This window comes from Streptomyces sp. NPDC002573 (genome assembly GCF_042889625.1).
GTDB classification, from domain to species: domain Bacteria; phylum Actinomycetota; class Actinomycetes; order Streptomycetales; family Streptomycetaceae; genus Streptomyces; species Streptomyces gibsoniae.
Window position 1 is genome coordinate 233,664 of sequence record NZ_JBIARC010000001.1, and the last position, 18,793, is coordinate 252,456.

Annotated in this window: 17 protein-coding genes; 6 read left to right on the forward strand and 11 right to left on the reverse strand. The window is 71.0% G+C overall.

Annotation, left to right across the window (positions count from 1 at the left end; translation table 11 throughout):
* Positions 1-156: 156 nt before the first annotated feature.
* Positions 157-1,863: a glycerol-3-phosphate dehydrogenase/oxidase gene (locus ACFYX0_RS01020; protein WP_388964953.1), complete on the reverse strand. Its 1,707-nt coding sequence runs from the start codon at positions 1,861-1,863 to the stop codon at positions 157-159.
* A gap of 268 nt (positions 1,864-2,131) precedes the next feature.
* Here ACFYX0_RS01020 and ACFYX0_RS01025 point away from each other — a divergent pair, with 268 nt between their 5' ends.
* A complete protein-coding gene (locus tag ACFYX0_RS01025; RefSeq protein WP_388964956.1) occupies positions 2,132-3,340 on the forward strand; it encodes a nucleotide sugar dehydrogenase in 1,209 nt (402 codons plus the stop codon).
* Positions 3,341-3,865: 525 nt separating this feature from the next.
* Here the strand turns inward: ACFYX0_RS01025 and ACFYX0_RS01030 are convergent.
* The 4 genes from ACFYX0_RS01030 to ACFYX0_RS01045 all read right to left on the reverse strand — a co-directional run bounded on the left by ACFYX0_RS01030 (position 3,866) and on the right by ACFYX0_RS01045 (position 8,367).
* A complete protein-coding gene (locus ACFYX0_RS01030; RefSeq protein WP_355909321.1) occupies positions 3,866-4,990 on the reverse strand; it encodes a GuaB3 family IMP dehydrogenase-related protein in 1,125 nt (374 codons plus the stop codon).
* A gap of 147 nt (positions 4,991-5,137) precedes the next feature.
* Positions 5,138-6,643: an IMP dehydrogenase gene (guaB, locus tag ACFYX0_RS01035; protein ID WP_355909323.1), complete on the reverse strand. Its 1,506-nt coding sequence runs from the start codon at positions 6,641-6,643 to the stop codon at positions 5,138-5,140.
* A 280-nt stretch (positions 6,644-6,923) separates the two neighbouring features.
* Positions 6,924-7,499: a sigma-70 family RNA polymerase sigma factor gene (locus tag ACFYX0_RS01040; protein ID WP_030571403.1), complete on the reverse strand. Its 576-nt coding sequence runs from the start codon at positions 7,497-7,499 to the stop codon at positions 6,924-6,926.
* Between the two features lie 256 nt (positions 7,500-7,755).
* On the reverse strand, positions 7,756-8,367 hold the full coding sequence (locus ACFYX0_RS01045; protein ID WP_003948568.1) for a response regulator transcription factor: 612 nt from the start codon (positions 8,365-8,367) through the stop codon (positions 7,756-7,758).
* Between the two features lie 380 nt (positions 8,368-8,747).
* Between ACFYX0_RS01045 and ACFYX0_RS01050 the strand changes: the two genes are divergently transcribed.
* On the forward strand, positions 8,748-9,080 hold the full coding sequence (locus ACFYX0_RS01050; RefSeq protein ID WP_310765088.1) for a WhiB family transcriptional regulator: 333 nt from the start codon (positions 8,748-8,750) through the stop codon (positions 9,078-9,080).
* A 111-nt stretch (positions 9,081-9,191) separates the two neighbouring features.
* On the opposite strand, the gene ACFYX0_RS01055 is transcribed toward ACFYX0_RS01050, so the two are convergent.
* A complete protein-coding gene (locus tag ACFYX0_RS01055) occupies positions 9,192-10,088 on the reverse strand; it encodes a LysR family transcriptional regulator (RefSeq protein WP_388964959.1) in 897 nt (298 codons plus the stop codon).
* A gap of 80 nt (positions 10,089-10,168) precedes the next feature.
* Here ACFYX0_RS01055 and ACFYX0_RS01060 point away from each other — a divergent pair, with 80 nt between their 5' ends.
* The 3 genes from ACFYX0_RS01060 (at position 10,169) to ACFYX0_RS01070 (ending at position 12,517) form a co-directional block, all read left to right on the forward strand.
* Positions 10,169-10,843 (forward strand): MOSC domain-containing protein, encoded by a 675-nt coding sequence (locus ACFYX0_RS01060; RefSeq protein WP_388964962.1) that lies wholly within the window; start codon positions 10,169-10,171, stop codon positions 10,841-10,843.
* A gap of 89 nt (positions 10,844-10,932) precedes the next feature.
* Positions 10,933-11,706, forward strand: a complete 774-nt coding sequence (locus tag ACFYX0_RS01065) for an SDR family NAD(P)-dependent oxidoreductase (protein WP_388964965.1) — start codon at positions 10,933-10,935, stop codon at positions 11,704-11,706.
* A gap of 103 nt (positions 11,707-11,809) precedes the next feature.
* A complete protein-coding gene (locus tag ACFYX0_RS01070) occupies positions 11,810-12,517 on the forward strand; it encodes an ester cyclase (RefSeq protein ID WP_388964968.1) in 708 nt (235 codons plus the stop codon).
* 103 nt (positions 12,518-12,620) lie between these two features.
* Here the strand turns inward: ACFYX0_RS01070 and groL are convergent, their stop codons facing one another.
* The 3 genes from groL to ACFYX0_RS01085 all read right to left on the reverse strand — a co-directional run bounded on the left by groL (position 12,621) and on the right by ACFYX0_RS01085 (position 15,699).
* Positions 12,621-14,246: a chaperonin GroEL gene (gene groL / locus ACFYX0_RS01075; protein ID WP_311691090.1), complete on the reverse strand. Its 1,626-nt coding sequence runs from the start codon at positions 14,244-14,246 to the stop codon at positions 12,621-12,623.
* A 147-nt stretch (positions 14,247-14,393) separates the two neighbouring features.
* Positions 14,394-14,702: a co-chaperone GroES gene (gene groES, locus ACFYX0_RS01080; protein ID WP_234513400.1), complete on the reverse strand. Its 309-nt coding sequence runs from the start codon at positions 14,700-14,702 to the stop codon at positions 14,394-14,396.
* A gap of 214 nt (positions 14,703-14,916) precedes the next feature.
* Positions 14,917-15,699 carry a polysaccharide deacetylase family protein gene (locus ACFYX0_RS01085; RefSeq protein WP_355909436.1) on the reverse strand — a complete coding sequence of 261 codons (783 nt, stop codon included), beginning with the start codon at positions 15,697-15,699 and terminating at the stop codon, positions 14,917-14,919.
* A gap of 227 nt (positions 15,700-15,926) precedes the next feature.
* On the opposite strand from ACFYX0_RS01085, the gene ACFYX0_RS01090 reads away from it, so the two are divergent.
* Positions 15,927-17,099, forward strand: a complete 1,173-nt coding sequence (locus ACFYX0_RS01090) for a methyltransferase domain-containing protein (RefSeq protein ID WP_388964971.1) — start codon at positions 15,927-15,929, stop codon at positions 17,097-17,099.
* A 15-nt stretch (positions 17,100-17,114) separates the two neighbouring features.
* Here the strand turns inward: ACFYX0_RS01090 and ACFYX0_RS01095 are convergent, their stop codons facing one another.
* Together ACFYX0_RS01095 and ACFYX0_RS01100 are read right to left on the reverse strand one after the other, a co-directional pair.
* Positions 17,115-18,377, reverse strand: a complete 1,263-nt coding sequence (locus tag ACFYX0_RS01095; RefSeq protein WP_388964974.1) for an RNA polymerase sigma factor — start codon at positions 18,375-18,377, stop codon at positions 17,115-17,117.
* Positions 18,378-18,421: 44 nt separating this feature from the next.
* Entirely contained in the window at positions 18,422-18,778 is a 357-nt protein-coding gene (locus tag ACFYX0_RS01100) for a YciI family protein (RefSeq protein WP_388964977.1), read from the reverse strand.
* Positions 18,779-18,793: the final 15 nt, after the last annotated feature.

An 18,793-nucleotide genomic window follows, 5' to 3' on the forward strand; every position in this document is an offset into this window, starting at 1 on the left:
GCCGACCCGCGCACCCGGACGGGGTCATGGACTCCGGTCCGGAACAGGCCCTGCTCACGGCCGAATTCCGCCCCGTGCCCCTTGGCACGACCCGGTTCCGAACAAAGGTCCCAGTCCGCGCCGCCCGTTCGAGTGAACCCGGGTACATCCCGGCGGCTACAGCGGCACTATGTCCGGCGCCCCCAGCCTCGCCGCGTCCGCCGTCAGATCGTCGGGCTGACGCTGCGACTCCCGCTCCGCCTCCACCCGCTTCTCGTAGTGCTCCACCTCGCGCTCTATCTGGTCCATGTCCCAGCCGAGCACCGGGGCCATCAGTTCGGCCGCCTCCCGGGCGCTGCGCGTGCCGCGGTCGAAGGTCTCTATCGAGATGCGGGTCCGCCGGGTCAGCACGTCGTCCAGGTGCCGGGCGCCCTCGTGCGACGCCGCGTACACCACCTCGGCGCGCAGATAGTCGTCGGCCGCGTGGAGTGGTTCACCCAGTGAGGGGTCGGCCGTGATCAGGTCGAGCACCTCCTCCGCCATCGAGCCGTAGCGGTTCAGCAGATGCTCGACGCGGACCACGTGCAGTCCGGTGCGGGCGGCTATGCGCGCCCGCGCGTTCCACATCGCCCGGTAGCCCTCGGCGCCCAGCAGGGGGACGTCCTCGGTGACGCACTCGGCCACCCGCCGGTCGAGGCCGTGCACCGCCTCGTCGACGGCGTCCTTGGCCATCACGCGGTACGTCGTGTACTTGCCGCCCGCCACGACCACGAGTCCGGGCGCCGGGTGCGCCACGGTGTGCTCGCGGGACAGCTTGCTGGTGGCCTCGGACTCGCCCGCAAGGAGGGGCCTGAGGCCCGCGTACACCCCCTCGACGTCGTCCCGCGTGAGCGGCACCGCGAGGACCGAGTTCACATGCTCCAGCAGATAGTCGATGTCGGCGCTGGAGGCCGCGGGGTGCGCCTTGTCGAGACTCCAGTCGGTGTCCGTCGTGCCGATGATCCAGTGCCGGCCCCACGGGATGACGAAGAGGACGGACTTCTCGGTCCGCAGGATCAGCCCCGAGGTCGAGTGCACCCGGTCCTTCGGCACGACCAGATGGATGCCCTTGGACGCCCGGACATGGAACTGGCCCCGCTCGCCCACCATCGCCTGGGTGTCGTCGGTCCACACCCCCGTCGCATTGACGATCTGCTGGGCGCGGACCTCGTACTCCCCGCCTCCCTCCACGTCCTGGACCCGGGCGCCGACGACCCGCTCGCCCTCGCGCAGGAAGCCGATCACACGGGCCCGGTTGGCGGCCTTCGCGCCGTACCACACGGCGGTGCGCACCAGGGTCGCCACGAAGCGCGCGTCGTCCATCTGCGCGTCGTAGTACTGCAAGGCGCCGACCAGGGCGCCCTTCTTCAAGCAGGGGGCGACGCGCAGGGCGTGACTGCGGCTCAGGTGACGGTGCAGCGGCAGGCCCCGGCCGTGGCCGCGCGCCATCGACATGGCGTCGTAGAGCGCGACGCCCGAGCCCGCGTACAGCCGCTCCCAGCCCCGGTGCTGAAGGGGGTACAGAAACGGGACCGGCTTCACGAGGTGGGGCGCCAGGCGCTCCAGCAGCAGCCCGCGCTCCTTCAGCGCCTCGCGCACGAGCGCGAAGTCCAGCATCTCCAGATAGCGCAGTCCGCCGTGTATCAGCTTGCTCGACCTGCTGGAGGTGCCCGACGCCCAGTCACGGGCCTCGACCAGGCCCGTGGACAGGCCCCGGGTGGCGGCGTCCAGCGCCGTGCCCGCGCCGACCACGCCCCCGCCCACGACCAGCACGTCCAGCTCGCGCTCGGCCATGCCCGCCAGCGACTCGGCACGCTGCGCCGGCCCCAGTGTCCCTGTCCTCACCGCTGCCTCCCGCCATGTCGCGCCGGCCACACCCGTCAAGCGAGACCCGGCTCACCTCTCCTCATGCCCAAAGTCTGACCGCGATGCCCGACTTCGGCCACCACGCACCGGCAGCCTGTGGACAAACACACGAGGAAACACGCGTAGTCAATCACGCAAATCGGTCATATTTACTCCTAGTCTGACATTGCCCTCGTCGCTCGCTCATTCTGTCCACAGCAGTTGCGCACCTCTCCCGCCTCGGCTACTGGGAAGGACGGCCCACGTCATGCCCGCAGATCTCGCCGTCATCGGACTCGGTCATCTCGGCCTGCACCTGGCCCAGGCCGCCGTCGCGGCCGGCATCCCGACACTCGGGTACCGGACCGGCCCCGAGGCCGGCTCCCTCACCGCCGCCGAACTGCGCCGGATGCTCGCACGCGGCTTCCGGCCCGCCTCCAGCCCCGCCGAACTCGGCCGTGTCCGCACCGCCGTCATCTGCGCCCCGGTCCCGCGCGGCGCGGACGGCGCACCCCACCTCACCCAGGTGGAGTCCGCCGCCCGCACCCTCGCCGAGCAACTGCGCGCGCACACCACCGTCATCCTGGAGTCACCGGTTCCGCCCGGCACCACGGAGGATCTCCTGCGTCCCCTCCTCGAAGCGGGCTCCGGGCTGCGCGCGGGCCGCGACTTCCACCTCGCCTACTCGCCGAGCCGCGTCGACCCCGGCAACCGGGACTTCGGGGCCGCCAACACGCCCAAGGTCATCGGCGGCCTCACCCCCGCCTGCACGGAGTCCGCCGCCACCTTCTACGGACGTCTGACCGACAAGGTGGTACGCGCGCGTGGGCCGCGCGAGGCGGAGACCGTGCAGGTGCTGGAGACGAACTACCGACAGGTCAACATCGCCCTCGTCAACGAGATGGCAGTGCTCTGCCACGACTTGGGCGTCGACCTGTGGGACGTCATCCGCTGCGCGGAGACCAAGCCGTTCGGCTTCCAGGCGTTCCGCCCCGGCCCCGGCGTCGGCGGCCACGCCGTCCCCCAGGACCTGGCGGCCCCGACCGGGCGCAGCCTGCGCATGGTCGAACTGGCGCAACAGGTCAACAGCCGGATGCCGCCGTACGTCGTACAGCGCGCCGCCGCCCTCCTGAACGAGCACGGCAAGTCGGCCCGCGGCGCCCGGGTCCTGCTGCTCGGCGTGACCTACAAGCCGGACCTCGCCGACCTCCAGGGCTCGCCCGCACACGAGATCGCGCTGCGTCTGATGGAGCTGGGCGCGTCGGTCAGCTACCACGACCCGCACGTCCCGGCATGGAGCGTCCTCGACCGGCCGATCCCGCGCGCGGACTCCCTCTACGAGGCGGCGGCGGGCGCGGACCTGACGATCCTGCTCCAGCAGCACCGCACCTACGACCTCCAGGGCCTCTCGGTGAAGGCCCAACTGCTCCTGGACACACGGGGGGCCACACCCACGGGGGCGGCGCATCGGTTGTGAAGGGGACGCATGAGGTCCCCGAGTCTGGGACGGTGGCACACGGGGCGACTGGCGCCGCTACGGTACGGGCAGACGGACCCGTCGCCGGGGCACTGCGGCAGGCCCCGAAAGGTGATCGGAGTGTCCACCCCTACGTCTCATAGGGGCGGCCGCTCACCATCCGAAAAGCCGTAGGATCCACCCCCTCCGGTACCGGACCACCCGACGGCGGATCCGGTAGCGTACAAAAGGCGGAGCCCGCCGCAATGGGCGTTGCGGCAGGTTCCAGACGGGTTACGTGTGTCCGCCCCTAGTCTGTATAGGCGCGGCCGCTCACGGTCCGTCAATCCGCAAGATCCACCTCCTGCGGCACTTCATCATCCACAGACGGATCCGGTCCAAGCGAGTGGGCTTGCGGTGACGGCCCAGGGGCGCGCCCCCTTCCATGACGCCGCCCAGTTGCCCGGTGGACACACGAAGGGGCCTGGTTCACCCGTCGGGGTGAACCAGGCCCCTTCGTCCGCTCAGGCCGAGCGAGGCGTCAGGTCACCGCCGGTGCTGCGAGTCCGCCACCGTGACCTCGACCCGCTGGAACTCCTTGAGCTCGCTGTAGCCGGTGGTCGCCATGGCCCGGCGCAGGGCGCCGAAGAAGTTCATCGAGCCGTCCGGGGTGTGCGAGGGGCCGGTGAGGACCTCCTCGATCGTGCCGACCGTGCCGAGGTCGACCTTCATGCCGCGCGGCAGCTCCTCGTTGACGGCCTCCATGCCCCAGTGGTGGCCCTTGCCGGGCGCGTCCGTGGCGCGGGCCAGCGGGGAGCCCATCATCACGGAGTCGGCGCCGCAGGCGATCGCCTTGGGGAGGTCGCCGGACCAGCCGACGCCGCCGTCCGCGATCACGTGCACGTACCGTCCGCCGGACTCGTCCATGTAGTCGCGACGGGCCGCCGCCACGTCCGCGACCGCCGTGGCCATCGGTACCTGGATGCCGAGCACGTTGCGCGTGGTGTGCGCGGCGCCGCCGCCGAAGCCGACCAGGACGCCGGCCGCGCCGGTGCGCATCAGGTGCAGGGCGGCGGTGTAGGTGGCGCAGCCGCCGACGATCACCGGGACGTCGAGCTCGTAGATGAACTGCTTCAGGTTCAGCGGCTCGTGCGAGTGGGAGACGTGCTCCGCCGACACCGTCGTACCGCGGATGACGAAGATGTCCACGCCCGCGTCCACGACGGCCTTGGAGAACTGCGCCGTGCGCTGCGGGGAGAGCGCGGCCGCCGTGACCACGCCGGAGTCGCGCACCTCCTTGATGCGCGCGCCGATCAGCTCCTCCTTGATCGGAGCCGCGTAGATCTCCTGGAGGCGGCGGGTCGCGGCCTCGACCGGCAGCTCGACGATCTCGTCGAGCAGCGGCTGCGGGTCCTCGTGCCGCGTCCACAGGCCCTCGAGGTTCAGCACGCCCAGGCCGCCCAGCTCGCCGATGCGGATCGCGGTGGCCGGGGAGACGACCGAGTCCATGGGGGCGGCCAGGAAGGGCAGCTCGAAGCGGTAGGCGTCGATCTGCCAGGCGATCGAGACCTCCTTCGGGTCCCGCGTACGGCGGCTGGGGACGACGGCGATGTCGTCGAAGGCGTACGCCCGGCGGCCGCGCTTGCCGCGCCCGATCTCGATCTCAGTCACGTCTGTGGCCTTTCCCTGATGCGTTTCAGCGTCTTCCAGTATCGCCGACGGCCGCGCCGGGAGCCGCCCCGGACGGACGACGAGGGCGGTCCGGAAGTTTCCGGACCGCCCTGCGAGGTCGTCACCCGCGCTGCATGCGCGTATGCGTCACCTGCCGCTGTAGTTCGGCGCCTCGACCGTCATCTGGATGTCGTGCGGGTGGCTCTCCTTGAGGCCCGCGGACGTGATCCGGACGAACTGGCCCTTGGCCTGCAGATCGGGAACCGTCCGGCCGCCGACGTAGAACATCGACTGGCGCAGACCGCCCACGAGCTGGTGCACGACCGAGGAGAGCGGGCCGCGGAAGGGCACCTGGCCCTCGATGCCCTCCGGGATCAGCTCGTCGTCCGAGGCGATGCGCTCCTGGAAGTAGCGGTCCTTGGAGAAGGACTTGCGGTCGCCGCGGGACTGCATGGCGCCCAGCGAGCCCATGCCGCGGTACGACTTGAACTGCTTGCCGTTGATGAAGAGCAGCTCGCCCGGCGACTCCTCGCAGCCGGCGAGCAGCGAGCCCAGCATCACCGTGTCGGCGCCCGCGACCAGGGCCTTGGCGATGTCGCCGGAGTACTGCAGGCCACCGTCGCCGATGACCGGGACACCGGCCTCCTTGGCGGCGAGCGAGGCCTCGTAGATCGCGGTCACCTGGGGCACGCCGATGCCGGCGACCACACGGGTGGTGCAGATGGAACCCGGGCCGACACCGACCTTGATGCCGTCCACACCGGCGTCGATCAGGGCCTGCGCGCCGGCGCGGGTGGCGATGTTGCCGCCGATGACGTCGACGCCGGACGAGTTCGACTTGATCTTGGCGACCATGTCGCCGACCAGTCGGGAGTGGCCGTGCGCGGTGTCGACGACGATGAAGTCGACACCCGCCTCGATCAGGGCCTGGGCGCGCTCGAAGGCGTCGCCCGCCACGCCGACCGCGGCACCGACGATGAGCCGGCCCTTGGCGTCCTTGGCGGCGTTCGGGTACTGCTCCGCCTTGACGAAGTCCTTGACCGTGATCAGGCCCTTGAGGACGCCCTCGTCGTCGACCAGCGGAAGCTTCTCGATCTTGTGGCGGCGCAGCAGCTCCATGGCCTCCGCGCCGGTGGTGCCGACCCGGCCGGTGACCAGGGGCATCGGGGTCATGACGTCGCGCACCCGGCGGGAACGGTCGCTCTCGAAGGCCATGTCACGGTTGGTGACGATGCCGAGCAGCTTGCCGGCGGGGTCGGTGACAGGGACACCGCTGATCCGGAACTTGCCGCACAGGGCGTCGGCCTCGGCCAGGGTCGCGTCCGGGTGGATGGTGATGGGGTTGGCCACCATGCCGGACTCGGAGCGCTTGACCAGGTCGACCTGGTTGGCCTGGTCCTCGATGGACAGGTTGCGGTGCAGTACACCGACGCCGCCCTGACGGGCCATCGCGATCGCCATGCGCGATTCGGTGACCTTGTCCATGGCGGCGGACAGAAGCGGGATGTTGACCCGGACGTTCTTGGAGACGTACGAGGCGGTGTCGATCTCGTCGGGCGCCATGTCCGACGCGCCCGGCAGCAGCAGCACGTCGTCGTAGGTCAGCCCGAGTGTCGCGAATTTCTCGGGCACTCCGTCGACGTTGGCAGTCATGACACCTTCCCCAAATGGCCTTGATCGGTGCGGATGTCCATGCTAACGGGAAGCGTGGGTATCTCATTCCACGACGGGAAGTGACCCTCGGCTTCGTATGTTCGTACGGAAACGAGGGTCCGCCGGTTCAGACACGGGGCCGACGGGGCCGTGCCGCGCACCGGCCGGGCGGGCCCCGGGACCCCCGCACTCCGCCGTTCTGGCTGGTCGCCGTTGCGACGGTGAAGAAGCCGCGGCCGTGGACACGAGGCCGCGGCACGCAGGGACGACGGCGGTGCCGCTACTGCTCGGCGAGTGCGCGCAGCCTGCTCAGCGCCCTGTGTTGCGCCACCCTCACAGCTCCCGGTGACATTCCCAACATCTGACCTGTTTCCTCCGCGGTCAAGCCCACGGCGATCCGCAGCAGGAGCAGCTCGCGCTGGTTCTCGGGGAGGTTGGCCAGGAGTTTCTTGGCCCACTCGGCGTCGCTGCTCAGCAGCGCGCGCTCCTCGGGACCCAGGGAGTCGTCCGGACGCTCCGGCATCTCGTCCGACGGGACCGCCGTCGAGCCCGGATGGCGCATCGCCGCGCGCTGCAGGTCCGCGACCTTGTGCGCGGCGATCGCGAAGACGAACGCCTCGAACGGGCGCCCGGTGTCCTTGTAGCGCGGCAGCGCGAGCAGCACGGCCACACAGACCTCCTGCGCCAGGTCCTCGACGAAGTGCCGCGCGTCGCCCGGCAGTCGCGACAGCCGCGTACGGCAGTAGCGCAGGGCCAGCGGGTGAACGCGGGCGAGCAGGTCATGGGTCGCCTGCTCGTCGCCGTCGACGGCGCGATGGACGAGCGCACCGATCACCGTTGTCTCGTCGTCGCGCATCGGTCCATGGTGCCTTGGCGTCGTCCGATCCGTGGCACCGCGTCCGTAGTTGTGCACCGAAGCGTTATGAGCAGGTGCGCCGGAACCCATCGCCTGCGCCCTCCCCTCCCGCTCGACCGACTCGTCCCCGAGGAACTCCACACCTCAAGGATGCGGCATCCGCGGCGAAACGAGCAGCGGGCACCCGGCGGGCCCTGTCGCGGGCCCCGCCCACCATGCGGTAGGCGGGGATCTGCGTACCCCCGCGGTGGTCCACTTAGCGGACCAGACCCCATCGGAAACCGAGCGCCACGGCGTGCGCACGGTCCGAGGCGCCGAGCTTCTTGAACAGCCGACGGGCATGCGTCTTGACCGTGTCCTCGGAGAGGAACAGCTCACGGCCGATCTCCGCGTTCGAGCGGCCGTGACTCATGCCCTCCAGGACCTGGATCTCACGCGCGGTGAGCGTGGGCGCGGCGCCCATCTCGGCCGAGCGCAGCCGCCGCGGGGCGAGCCGCCAGGTCGGGTCGGCGAGCGCCTGCGTGACGGTCGCGCGCAGTTCCGCGCGCGAGGCGTCCTTGTGCAGATAGCCGCGCGCGCCGGCGGCGACCGCGAGCGCCACCCCGTCCAGGTCCTCCGCGACGGTGAGCATGATGATGCGCGCACCGGGGTCGGCGGACAGCAGCCGCCGCACGGTCTCGACGCCGCCCAGACCGGGCATGCGTACGTCCATCAGAATCAGGTCCGAACGGTCGGCACCCCAGCGGCGGAGGACTTCCTCGCCGTTGGCCGCCGTCGTCACGCGCTCGACACCGGGCACGGTCGCCACCGCACGGCGGAGCGCCTCTCGGGCAAGCGGGGAGTCGTCGCAGACGAGGACGGATGTCATGACCGCCCTCCGCAGCTGATGCGCGTCACCTTGAGCCTCCAGGCTGTTACGAATCGTCACCTGAGCGGTCGACGCCCTCGGACGCCTGCCCGAGCGCTTGTTGTTTCAACCGCCTCCGCACTCTCAACGATGGTCACTCGAAAGAGTTACGGTGCAGCCACTCGTCTTCGGCACTGTACGTGAGGGCACGGACACGGTGCATACATGCGCGGCGGGCCCCTCGAACTTTCATCACAACCCATGCCCCATTTAGCCGCTTTTCTTCCCGTTTGCTGGTGTCTAGGGCTAGATTCGCAATGAGTCATATTTTCATATCCTTAGATCGTCGATGTACGGTCAGGGGCAGGTATCCGCCCAAAACGGCAACAAGGGGACACGCAATGGCAGATTTCTCCCGCCTTCCCGGTCCGAACGCGGATCTGTGGGACTGGCAGCTCCATGCGGCCTGCCGTGGGGTCGACAGCTCGCTCTTCTTCCATCCCGAGGGAGAACGCGGGGCGGCCCGGAGCGCTCGTGAGAACTCGGCCAAAGAGGTCTGCATGAGGTGCCCCGTACGCGCCGAGTGCGCAGCTCATGCACTGGCGGTGCGCGAGCCGTACGGCGTATGGGGCGGACTGACCGAGGACGAGCGCGAAGAGCTCATGGGGCGAGCACGGAACCGGCTGGTACCGGCCTCGACCTCCAGCGGGGGCTCCGCCGCCTCGAACAACTGAAGGAACGTTTTTGTATGACGGGCACGCACGCGCGTGCCCATTTTTGGGGTACGCCGGGTCTCCCGGGGTGCCGCCGGGCCGCATGACAGGCGGCCCCCTTCGCGGATCGGGCTAGCGCACGGCCGCCCGCGCCAGTTCCTCCAGCGTCGCCGCCACCGCCGGGACGTGCGCCAGATCCGGCAGAGTCAGGGCGACGATCTCCCGCCGCACCACGGGTTCCAGCGCCACCGGGCGCACTCCCCTCGGCCGTACCGACTCGATCGCGAGCTGCGGCAACACGGCCACCCCGAGCCCGGCACCCACCAGCCCGACCACCGCCGGATAGTCGTCGGTCGCGAAGTCGATACGGGGCGCGAAACCGGCGCTCTCGCACACCTCCACGAGCTGTCCCCGGCAGCGCGGGCAGCCCGCGATCCACGGTTCCCCGGCCAGTTCACCGATGGCGACCGACTGCGCGTGGGCCAGCCGGTGCCCCTCGGGGACGAGGGCGACCAGCCGGTCGCCGAGCAGGGGGCGCACGAACAGGTCGTCCCACTCCTCGGCACCCGCCGCGCCTTCGTAGCGGAAGGCGAGCGCCACATCGCAGTCGCCCGCGCGCAGCTTCTCGACGGACTCCGGCGGTTCGGCCTCCTCCAGGGAGACCCGGGTGCCCGGGTGCGCGGCGCGCAGGGCGGCCAGCGCGGTGGGGACGAGCGTGGAGCTGCCGCTCGGGAAGGAGACGAGACGGACCCGGCCGGCCCGCAGCCCCGCGATGGCGGCGACCTCCTCCTCGGCGGCGGTCAGCCCGGCGAGGATGCCCGACGCGTGCCGTACCAGCGCCTCGCCGGCCTGGGTCAGGCGTATCGCGCGGCCGGTGCGGATGAGCAGGGGTGTGCCGACGGACGCCTCCAGCGCCTTCATCTGCTGGCTCACGGCGGGCTGGGTGCAGCCCAGCTCGCGCCCCGCCCCCGAGAAGGAACCGGTGGTGGCCACGGCGCGCAGCACGCGGAGATGACGGGCCTCGATCACCCTGTGAGCATAAGCGCATCTTGGGGACAGCGGCACAAATCACGTCGACGCTTTGACCTCCGCTCCCCTACCGTGCGGGCATGAAGCTTGTTTCTGTAAACCTGGGCCGGCCCCGGTCCGTCGACTACACCGACCAGGCCGAGGGGCTCACCGGCATCGACAAGCAGCCCGTGGACGGACCGGTGCGGGTGTCGGCGCCCGGGCCCAAGGGGACCGGCGCGAGCGGGGTCGCCGGGGACGCGGTGTGCGATCTGCGGTTCCACGGCGGCGACGAACAGGCGGTGTACGCGTTCGCCCGCGAGGACCTCGACGCCTGGGAGCAGGAGCTGGGCCGCCGGCTGCCGAACGGCTCCTTCGGCGAGAACCTCACCACCGAGGGGCTCGACGTGTCCGGCGCCCGGATCGGCGAGCGCTGGCGCATCGGACCCGAGGTGGTGCTGGAGGTGACCTCTGGGCGCGTACCGTGCCGCACCTTCCAGGAGCATCTGGGCGAGCGCGGCTGGGTCAGACGGTTCACGCGGCAGGGCGCCCCCGGCGCGTATCTGCGGGTGATCACGCCAGGTGAGATACAGGTCGGCGATCCCGTGGAGATCGTGCACCGGCCCGGCCACGACATCACGGTCGCCCTCCAGTTCCGGGCGTCGACGACGGAACGGCACCTGCTGCCCCGTCTGTTGGCGGCGGCCGATGCGCTGCACTCGGAGAGCACGGCGGCGGCTCGTCGGTATGCGCGCGAGCAGGCCTCCGGGAACTGACGCGAGATGTGCGGACGTTGGCGGTGGAGCCGGTGAAATCCCCGGTCCGGCGGGCGGACTCCGTCAGTCCGGGTCACTATCGTTGGCGCATGACAACGGCTCTGATTACGGGATCGACCGCGGGCATCGGCGCCGCGTTCGCACGGCGCCTCGCCGCCGACGGCCATGACCTCGTCCTCGTGGCACGCGACACCAAGCGGCTGCGCGAGCAGGCGACGGAACTGCACGACCGTCATGGCATCGAGGTGGAGGTACTCACCGCGGACCTGGCCACCGACAAGGGCATCGAGGCGGTGGCCACGCGCGTGTCCGACCTCAGGAACCCGGTAGACCTGCTCGTCAACAACGCGGGCTTCGGGAACAAGGGCCGTTATCTCGAGGTGCCGATGGCCGACGAGCTGCGGATGCTGAAGGTGCACTGCGAGGCCGTGCTGCGGCTGACCAGCGCGGCGGCCGAGGCCATGCGCACCCGCGGGCGCGGCGGCATCGTGAATGTGGCCTCGGTGGCGGCGTTCGTCCCGCGCGGCACCTACGGCGCGTCCAAGGCGTGGGTCGTGCAGTTCACTCAGGGCGCGGCCCGGGACCTGGTCGGGTCGGGCGTACGGCTGATGGCGCTGGCCCCCGGCTTCGTACGCACGGAGTTCCACCAGCGGGCCGGGATGGGCACGGACAACATCCCGGGCTGGATGTGGCTGGACGCCGACAAGCTGGTCGCCTCGGCGCTCGCGGACCTGGCGCGGGGCAAGACGCTGTCGATCCCGGACCCGCGCTACAAGGCGCTGATGGGCCTGGCGAAGGTGACGCCGCGCGCGCTGCTCGGCGGAATCAGCTCCCGGACGGGGCGCAAGTACGGGCCGCAGTGACGGGCGGATGCTCCGTACGGAGATGACGGGCGGAGGTGGCCTCGCCGCTCCGGTGCGAAAATGGCCATGACCGAGCCGGACGCAGCGCGCCGGAGGCGACGTCATGACCTTCGTACAGCTCATCGAGTGCAGGACGGACCGGTTCGAGGAGATGAACCGGCTGATCGACGCATGGGTCGAACAGACCCGGGGGAAACGCACGGCCACGCACGACCTGGTCGGCAGAGACCGGTCCGACGGGTCGCACTTCGTCGAACTCGTGGAGTTCCCCTCATACGAGGAGGCGATGCGGAACTCGAACCTGCCCGAGACCGGCAGGATCTACCAGGAGATGGTCGCCCTGTGCGACGAGATGCCCGTCTTCATGGATCTCGACGTGGTGCGCGACGAGCAGTTGTGGACCGACGCCGTGCGGCGCTTCTTCGACACGCTCTCCACGGCGGGTGAACTGCCGCCGCTCAACGACCTGATCACGGAGGACTGCCACAGTCACGACCCCGTCAACCGGCAGGACACCATCGGACTGGACGCGATCCGGCGCGAGTGCCGGATGTGGCGGGACGCCTTCGACTTCACCTTCACCACCGAGGACCTGATCGCGCAGGGCGAGCGGGTCTGCGCACGGTGGACCTGGAACGCCACGCACAAGGGCGAGTTCCTCGGGATCACGCCCACCGGACGGCGGGTCACCATGACCGGGATGACTCTGTTCCGGTTCGGGCCGGACGCGAAGATCGCCGACATCTGGTGGCAGTACGACCAGCTGGGGCTGATGGACCAGCTCGGCGCGCTCGACGCGCTGGAGGACTGAGGGCTCCGGCCTCGCCCCTCGGGGGACCGGCGGCGGAACGCGCCGAGGCCCGGCGCCCCGTTCCCAGGGCGCCGGGCCTCGGCCGGCTCAGAAGGATCAGCCGTCAGTGGGAGTGACCGTGACCGTGACCGGCGGCGGCCGGCTCCTCCTCTTCCTTCTTCTCGACGACCAGGGTCTCGGTCGTGAGCAGCAGGGAGGCGATGGAGGCGGCGTTCTCCAGAGCGGAGCGGGTGACCTTGACCGGGTCGATGACGCCGGCCTTGATCAGGTCGCCGTACTCACCGGTGGCGGCGTTGTAGCCCTGGCCCTTCTCCAGCTCGGCGACCTTGGAGGCGATGACGTAGCCCTCGAGGCCCGCGTTCTCGGCGATCCAGCGCAGCGGCTCGACGACCGCGCGGCGGACGATGGTCACACCGGTGGCCTCGTCGCCCTGCTTGCCGAGGCCGCCCTCGAGCACCTTGGAGGCGTGCACCAGCGCGGAGCCACCACCGGAGACGATGCCCTCCTCGACCGCGGCGCGGGTCGCGGAGATGGCGTCCTCCAGACGGTGCTTCTTCTCCTTCAGCTCCACCTCGGTGGCGGCGCCGACCTTGATCACGCACACGCCGCCGGCCAGCTTCGCGAGGCGCTCCTGGAGCTTCTCGCGGTCCCAGTCGGAGTCCGTGGTCTCGATCTCGGCCTTGATCTGGGCGACGCGGCCCACGACGTCCTCGGACTTGCCGCCGCCGTCGACGACGGTGGTGTCGTCCTTGGTGACCGTCACGCGGCGGGCGGAGCCCAGCACGTCCAGGCCGACCTGGTCGAGCTTGAGGCCGACCTCCTCGGCGATGACAGTGGCGCCGGTGAGGATCGCCATGTCCTGCAGCATCGCCTTGCGGCGGTCGCCGAAGCCGGGGGCCTTGACGGCGACGGCGTTGAAGGTGCCGCGGATCTTGTTCACGACGAGGGTGGACAGGGCCTCGCCCTCGACGTCCTCGGCGATGATCAGCAGCGGCTTGGAGGCGCCGGCCTGGATGATCTTCTCCAGCAGCGGCAGCAGGTCCGCGATGGCGGCGATCTTGCCCTGGGTGATGAGGATGTAGGGGTCGTCGAGGACGGCCTCCATGCGCTCCTGGTCCGTCACGAAGTACGGCGACAGGTAGCCCTTGTCGAAGGCCATGCCCTCGGTGAAGTCCAGCTCCAGACCGAAGGTGTTGGACTCCTCGACGGTGATGACACCGTCCTTGCCGACCTTGTCCATCGCCTCGGCGATGAGCTCGCCGACCTGCTGGTCCTGGGCGGACAGCGCGGCGACGGCGGCGATGTCGGACTTCTCCTCGATCGGACGCGCGGTGGCCAGCAGGTCCTCGGAGACCGCGGCGACGGCGGCGTCGATGCCCTTCTTCAGGGCGGCCGGGGAAGCACCCGCGGCGACGTTCTTCAGGCCCTCGCGCACCAGCGCCTGGGCGAGCACGGTGGCGGTGGTGGTGCCGTCACCCGCGATGTCGTTGGTCTTGGTCGCCACCTCCTTCACCAGCTGGGCGCCGAGGTTCTCGTACGGGTCCTCGACCTCGACCTCACGGGCGATGGTGACACCGTCGTTGGTGATGGTCGGAGCGCCGAACTTCTTGTCGATGACGACGTTGCGGCCCTTGGGGCCGATCGTCACCTTGACCGTGTCGGCAAGCTTGTTGACGCCGCGCTCGAGGGCGCGACGGGCGTCCTCGTCGAACTTCAGGATCTTCGCCATGGAGCGTTTCAGTCCTCTCGTTGCGATCCCCGGCCGCTCCCGGGGAGCAGCCGCCATCGCGGTGAAAAACGAACAGCGCCCCCGACACCCGGCTGATCAACGGTCGCGGGGCCAGGGGCGCAGCTCAAAGCAGTCTGCTTCGGTGAATTACTTCTCGATGATCGCGAGCACGTCGCGAGCCGAGAGAACGAGGTACTCCTCGTTGTTGTACTTCACCTCGGTGCCGCCGTACTTGCTGTAGAGCACCACGTCGCCGACCTTGACGTCGAGCTCGACGCGCTTGCCGTCCTCGATGCGGCCCGGGCCCACGGCGAGGACGACGCCCTCCTGGGGCTTCTCCTTCGCGGTGTCCGGGATGACCAGGCCAGAGGCCGTGGTCTGCTCGGCGTCCAGCGGCTGGACCACGATGCGGTCCTCGAGCGGCTTGATGGCAACCTTGGAGCTGGTGGTCGTCACGATCCGACCTCCCCCTTCGGAGATCTCACGGGGTTAACTGTCTGAGGTGGCGACCAGGTGGATCCGTCGTCGCGGGTGCCGGACCTGCCCGTCGCGTATTGGCACTCTCCAGTGGGGAGTGCCAGGGCCGAGACTATGACCGCGATTAGCACTCGGTCAAGCGGAGTGCCAATTGCCGGTGGCGCGGCGTGTGACCAGAGTGTCCGGGCCCGGCCTACAGGTAGTCCTCCAGGCGCCCGACCGTGAACCCCCTTGCCTGGATACGGCGCAGAAGCCGGGCCGTCTCGACGGTCAGCGAGGCGAGGGGGCGACCCGGCTCATGGGCGAGGACGATGTCCCCCGAGTGGGGAGTCACACCCCGGCCACGGCGGCCGGCCCCCAGGCCCCGGACGGGGCGCCAAAGGATCAGCGCCTTGACGCCGCAGTCCGCCGCGGCCTCCAGCGTCGTACGGTCGTATCTGCCCTGCGGCGGCCGCAACAGCCGGGTCGGCGCGCCCAGCCGCGCCTTCAGCCGGTCGCGCTGGCCGCAGATCTCCGCGCGCTGCTCGTCGTACGGGCGGCCGCGCAACGCGACGTCGTGCAGGGCCTGGTTCTGGACGACCGCGCCGGCGGCCCGCAGCCGCGAGACGCGCGCGTAGCCCGGCCTCATGCTGCTGTCGGTGAGGAACACGCTGACCGGCAGCCGCAGTTCGCGGATCATGTCGATGAACCGGGGGTCGTTCTCGACGCCCTCGTCGTAGGTCAGGAAGACGACCTTGTCATGGGTGGGGACACGGTCGAGCACCGGCGGCAGGTGCTCGTCCGCCCGGCCCGCGGGGCGGTCGGGCCGGGGCGCGGGCGCGAGCGGCGCGGGCAGGCCCCAGCGCCGGTAGGCCCGGCCGTGGTGGCTGTGCATGGGGTGGACCCGCTGGGCAGCCTTCAGGCCCAGCCGTTCGATGGGGTCGACGGACTGGGCGCAGCCGGACAGCAGCGCGGCGGCGAGCGCTCCGGCGAGCATCGCCCGCACCGGGCGCCGCCCCCTCACGGGTGGCCCTCCGGACGTGCCGTCACGCACCCCTCGCCCGTGGCCTTCTTCGGGAGTCTTCTCATGTCACCGTTCGCACGCTTTTGTTCATTTTGTCGTACGAGCCGCATGGTGTCGGATCCTCGCAGCCGACACGGGCCGCGGCGGGCCGACACCGCGGCCGGACGCACGCCATCCACCGACTGGCCGACAATGGCCCCGTGAACGACCTCTCCCTCGACTCCCTCCTCGGCCCCGAGGGCCGCGCCCTCCTCGACGAGGTGCGCGGCACCGCCCCGGCCGAGGAGCTGGCCGTCGCCACCCGGCTGCGCCGCGAGCACCCCGCCGAACTGGTGTCGGCGGCCCTCACCCAGGCGCGGCTGCGCGAGCGGGCGGCGGCGAAGTTCGGGGCCGAGGACGCACAGCGGATGTTCTTCACCCCGAACGGCGTCGAGCAGTCGACCAGGACGACGGTCGCCGCCCATCGGGCGCAGCGGCTGCGGGCGATGGGTGTGACCTCCGTCGCCGACCTGTGCTGCGGCATCGGCGGCGACGCGATCGCGCTCGCCCGGGCCGGCGTCCGGGTGCTGGCCGTGGACCGCGACCCGCTGACCGCGGCGGTGGCGCGGGCGAACGCCGAGGCGCTCGGTCTGTCCGCGCTGATCGAGGTGCGCGAGGCCGATGTCACGCGGGTGGACGTGGCGTCGTACGACGCCGTCTTCGTGGATCCGGCCCGGCGCGGCGGGCGCGGCCGCATCTTCGACCCGGAGGCGTACTCACCCCCGCTGTCCTGGGCCGTGGCCGCGGCCCTGAAGGCGCCGCGCGCCGCGCTGAAGGTCGCGCCCGGCATCCCGCACGAGGCGGTGCCCGCGGAGGCGGAGGCCGAGTGGATCTCGGACGGCGGGGACGTGAAGGAGGCGGTGCTGTGGTTCGGCACCGAACCCGGTCTCGTCCGCGCCACCCTGCTGCCCGGCCCCCGCGAGCTGCGCGGCCGCGGCCTCCCCGATCCGCCGGTGCGCCCGCTCGGCCGCTATCTCTACGAGCCCGACGGCGCCGTGATCCGCGCCCATCTGGTGGCGGAGGCGGCCGAGGAACTGGACGGCGGGCTGATCGACGAGACGATCGCGTACGTGACCGCGGACGCGCGGCACGACTCCCCCTACGCCACCGCCTACGAGATCACCGACCACCTCCCCTTCAACGTGAAGAAGCTGAAGGCCCTGTTGCGGGAGCGGGAGGTCGGGGTGCTGACCGTGAAGAAGCGCGGCTCGGCAGTGGAGCCGGAGGAACTGCGCCGCAAGGTCCTGCCCAAGCCGCACGGCCCCCACGCGGTGACCGTGTTCCTGACCCGGGTGGCGGGAGCACCGACGATGCTGCTGGGGCACCCGGCCTGAGGGGCTCACGGCCGCCTAGCCGCACTCCCGGGCGCGGGCCTGGAGGAGTTCCCGTTCGCGTTCGTTGCGGGCCAGGAAGGCGGCACGGACGAACTCGGCGCGGGCCTCGGCCGGGCGGCCCAGCCGGGCCAGCAGATCGCCGCGCACGCTCGGCAGCAAGTGGTAGTCCCGCAGGGCGGGTTCGGCGGTCAGCCGGTCGACGATCTCCAGGGCCGGTCCGGGACCTTCCGCGTGCGACACGGCGACCGCGCGGTTCAGCTCCACGACGGGGGACGGGGACCGGACGGCGAGCAGGCCGTAGAGGGTGGCGATGGCGGTCCAGTCCGTCTCCTCGTAGGTGTACGCGTGCGCGTGGCACGCGGCGATCGCCGCCTGGAGGGCGTACGGGCCGGGCGTGCCGGTGGCGGTCGCCTCGGCGCGGGCCAGGGCGTTGATGCCGCGGGCGACGAGCATGCGGTTCCAGCGGCGGCGGTTCTGGTCCCTGAGGAGGACGGGGGCGCCGTCGGGCCCGGTGCGGGCGGGGGCGCGGGACGCCTGGAACTCCAGGAGCGAGGTCAGCGCGTGCACCTCCGGTTCCTTCGGCATGAGGGAGGACAGGATCCGTGCCAGGCGCAGGGCGTCCTCGCACAGGGAGGGCCGCAGCCAGTCGTCGCCGGAGGTGGCCGCGTAACCCTCGTTGAAGATCAGGTAGATGACGTCCAGCACGGAGCCGAGCCGGGCCGCGCGGTCGGGGCCGTACGGGACCTCGAAGGCGATGTTCCGCGTCGCCAGCGTGCGTTTGGCGCGGACGATGCGCTGGGCGATCGTCGGCTCCGGGACGAGGTACGCGCGGGCGATCTCGGCCGTCGTCAGACCGCCGAGCAGCCGCAGGGTGAGGGCGGTGCGGGCCTCGGCCGACAGCACCGGATGGCACGTGGTGAAGACCAGGCGGAGCAGGTCGTCGTCGATGTCGTCGGGATCCGCGGGCTCCTCGGGCGCCGCGGTGGTCTCCAGGTCCCGGCCGATCTCCGCCAGCTTGCGGGCGTAGCGCTCCCGGCGGCGGACCAGATCGACGGCGCGGTGCCGGGCGGTGGCCATGAGCCAGGCGCCCGGGTTGTCCGGCACGCCGTCCCGGGGCCACTGCTCCAGGGCCGCGACCAGCGCGTCCTGGGCCAGTTCCTCGGCGATCCCGACGTCCCGGACGATACGGGCGACTCCCGCGACCACCCGGGGCGACTCCAGACGGAAGACGGTCTCGATGGCATGGCCGGCGGGGGCGGCGGTGGGCTGCTGTTCCACAGCCCACCATGCAACACCCCTGCCGGGCGTAGGCCAAGGAACGGTCAGCCCTCGGCGATCTCCCGCACCTCGCAGGTCACGGTCCAGTGCTCCTCGTGCACCTTCAGGAACCGGTTGGTCCACTCCACCGCCTCGGCCATGTCCTTGCACTGCATGATCGCGTAGCCGCCGACGACCTCCTTGGACTCGGTGAACGGCCCGTCGGTGACGGACAGCTTCCCGCCCTCCCAGCGCACGGTGGCGCCCTGGGCGGAGGGGGTGAGCCCGGCGGTGTCGAGCATCACGCCGGCCTTGGTGACCTCCTCGATCAGCTCGCCCATCCGCTGCATCAGCTCGGGGCTGGGGCCCTCGGCGGGGGCGGTGGACTCGTCGATCCGTACGAGCGACAGATAGCGGGGCATGGTGACTCCTTCGAT

Bases quoted from the DNA above. Each gene is read 5' to 3' on its own strand.
- ACFYX0_RS01025 (WP_388964956.1), top strand. From the start codon at position 2,132: ATGCCCGCAGATCTCGCCGTCATCGGACTCGGTCATCTCGGCCTGCAC.
- guaB (WP_355909323.1), bottom strand. From the start codon at position 6,643: ATGACTGCCAACGTCGACGGAGTGCCCGAGAAATTCGCGACACTCGGG.
- ACFYX0_RS01040 (WP_030571403.1), bottom strand. From the start codon at position 7,499: ATGCGCGACGACGAGACAACGGTGATCGGTGCGCTCGTCCATCGCGCC.
- ACFYX0_RS01045 (WP_003948568.1), bottom strand. From the start codon at position 8,367: ATGACATCCGTCCTCGTCTGCGACGACTCCCCGCTTGCCCGAGAGGCG.
- ACFYX0_RS01050 (WP_310765088.1), top strand. From the start codon at position 8,748: ATGGCAGATTTCTCCCGCCTTCCCGGTCCGAACGCGGATCTGTGGGAC.
- ACFYX0_RS01060 (WP_388964962.1), top strand. From the start codon at position 10,169: ATGAAGCTTGTTTCTGTAAACCTGGGCCGGCCCCGGTCCGTCGACTAC.
- ACFYX0_RS01065 (WP_388964965.1), top strand. From the start codon at position 10,933: ATGACAACGGCTCTGATTACGGGATCGACCGCGGGCATCGGCGCCGCG.
- ACFYX0_RS01070 (WP_388964968.1), top strand. From the start codon at position 11,810: ATGACCTTCGTACAGCTCATCGAGTGCAGGACGGACCGGTTCGAGGAG.
- groL (WP_311691090.1), bottom strand. From the start codon at position 14,246: ATGGCGAAGATCCTGAAGTTCGACGAGGACGCCCGTCGCGCCCTCGAG.
- ACFYX0_RS01085 (WP_355909436.1), bottom strand. From the start codon at position 15,699: ATGCTCGCCGGAGCGCTCGCCGCCGCGCTGCTGTCCGGCTGCGCCCAG.
- ACFYX0_RS01100 (WP_388964977.1), bottom strand. From the start codon at position 18,778: ATGCCCCGCTATCTGTCGCTCGTACGGATCGACGAGTCCACCGCCCCC.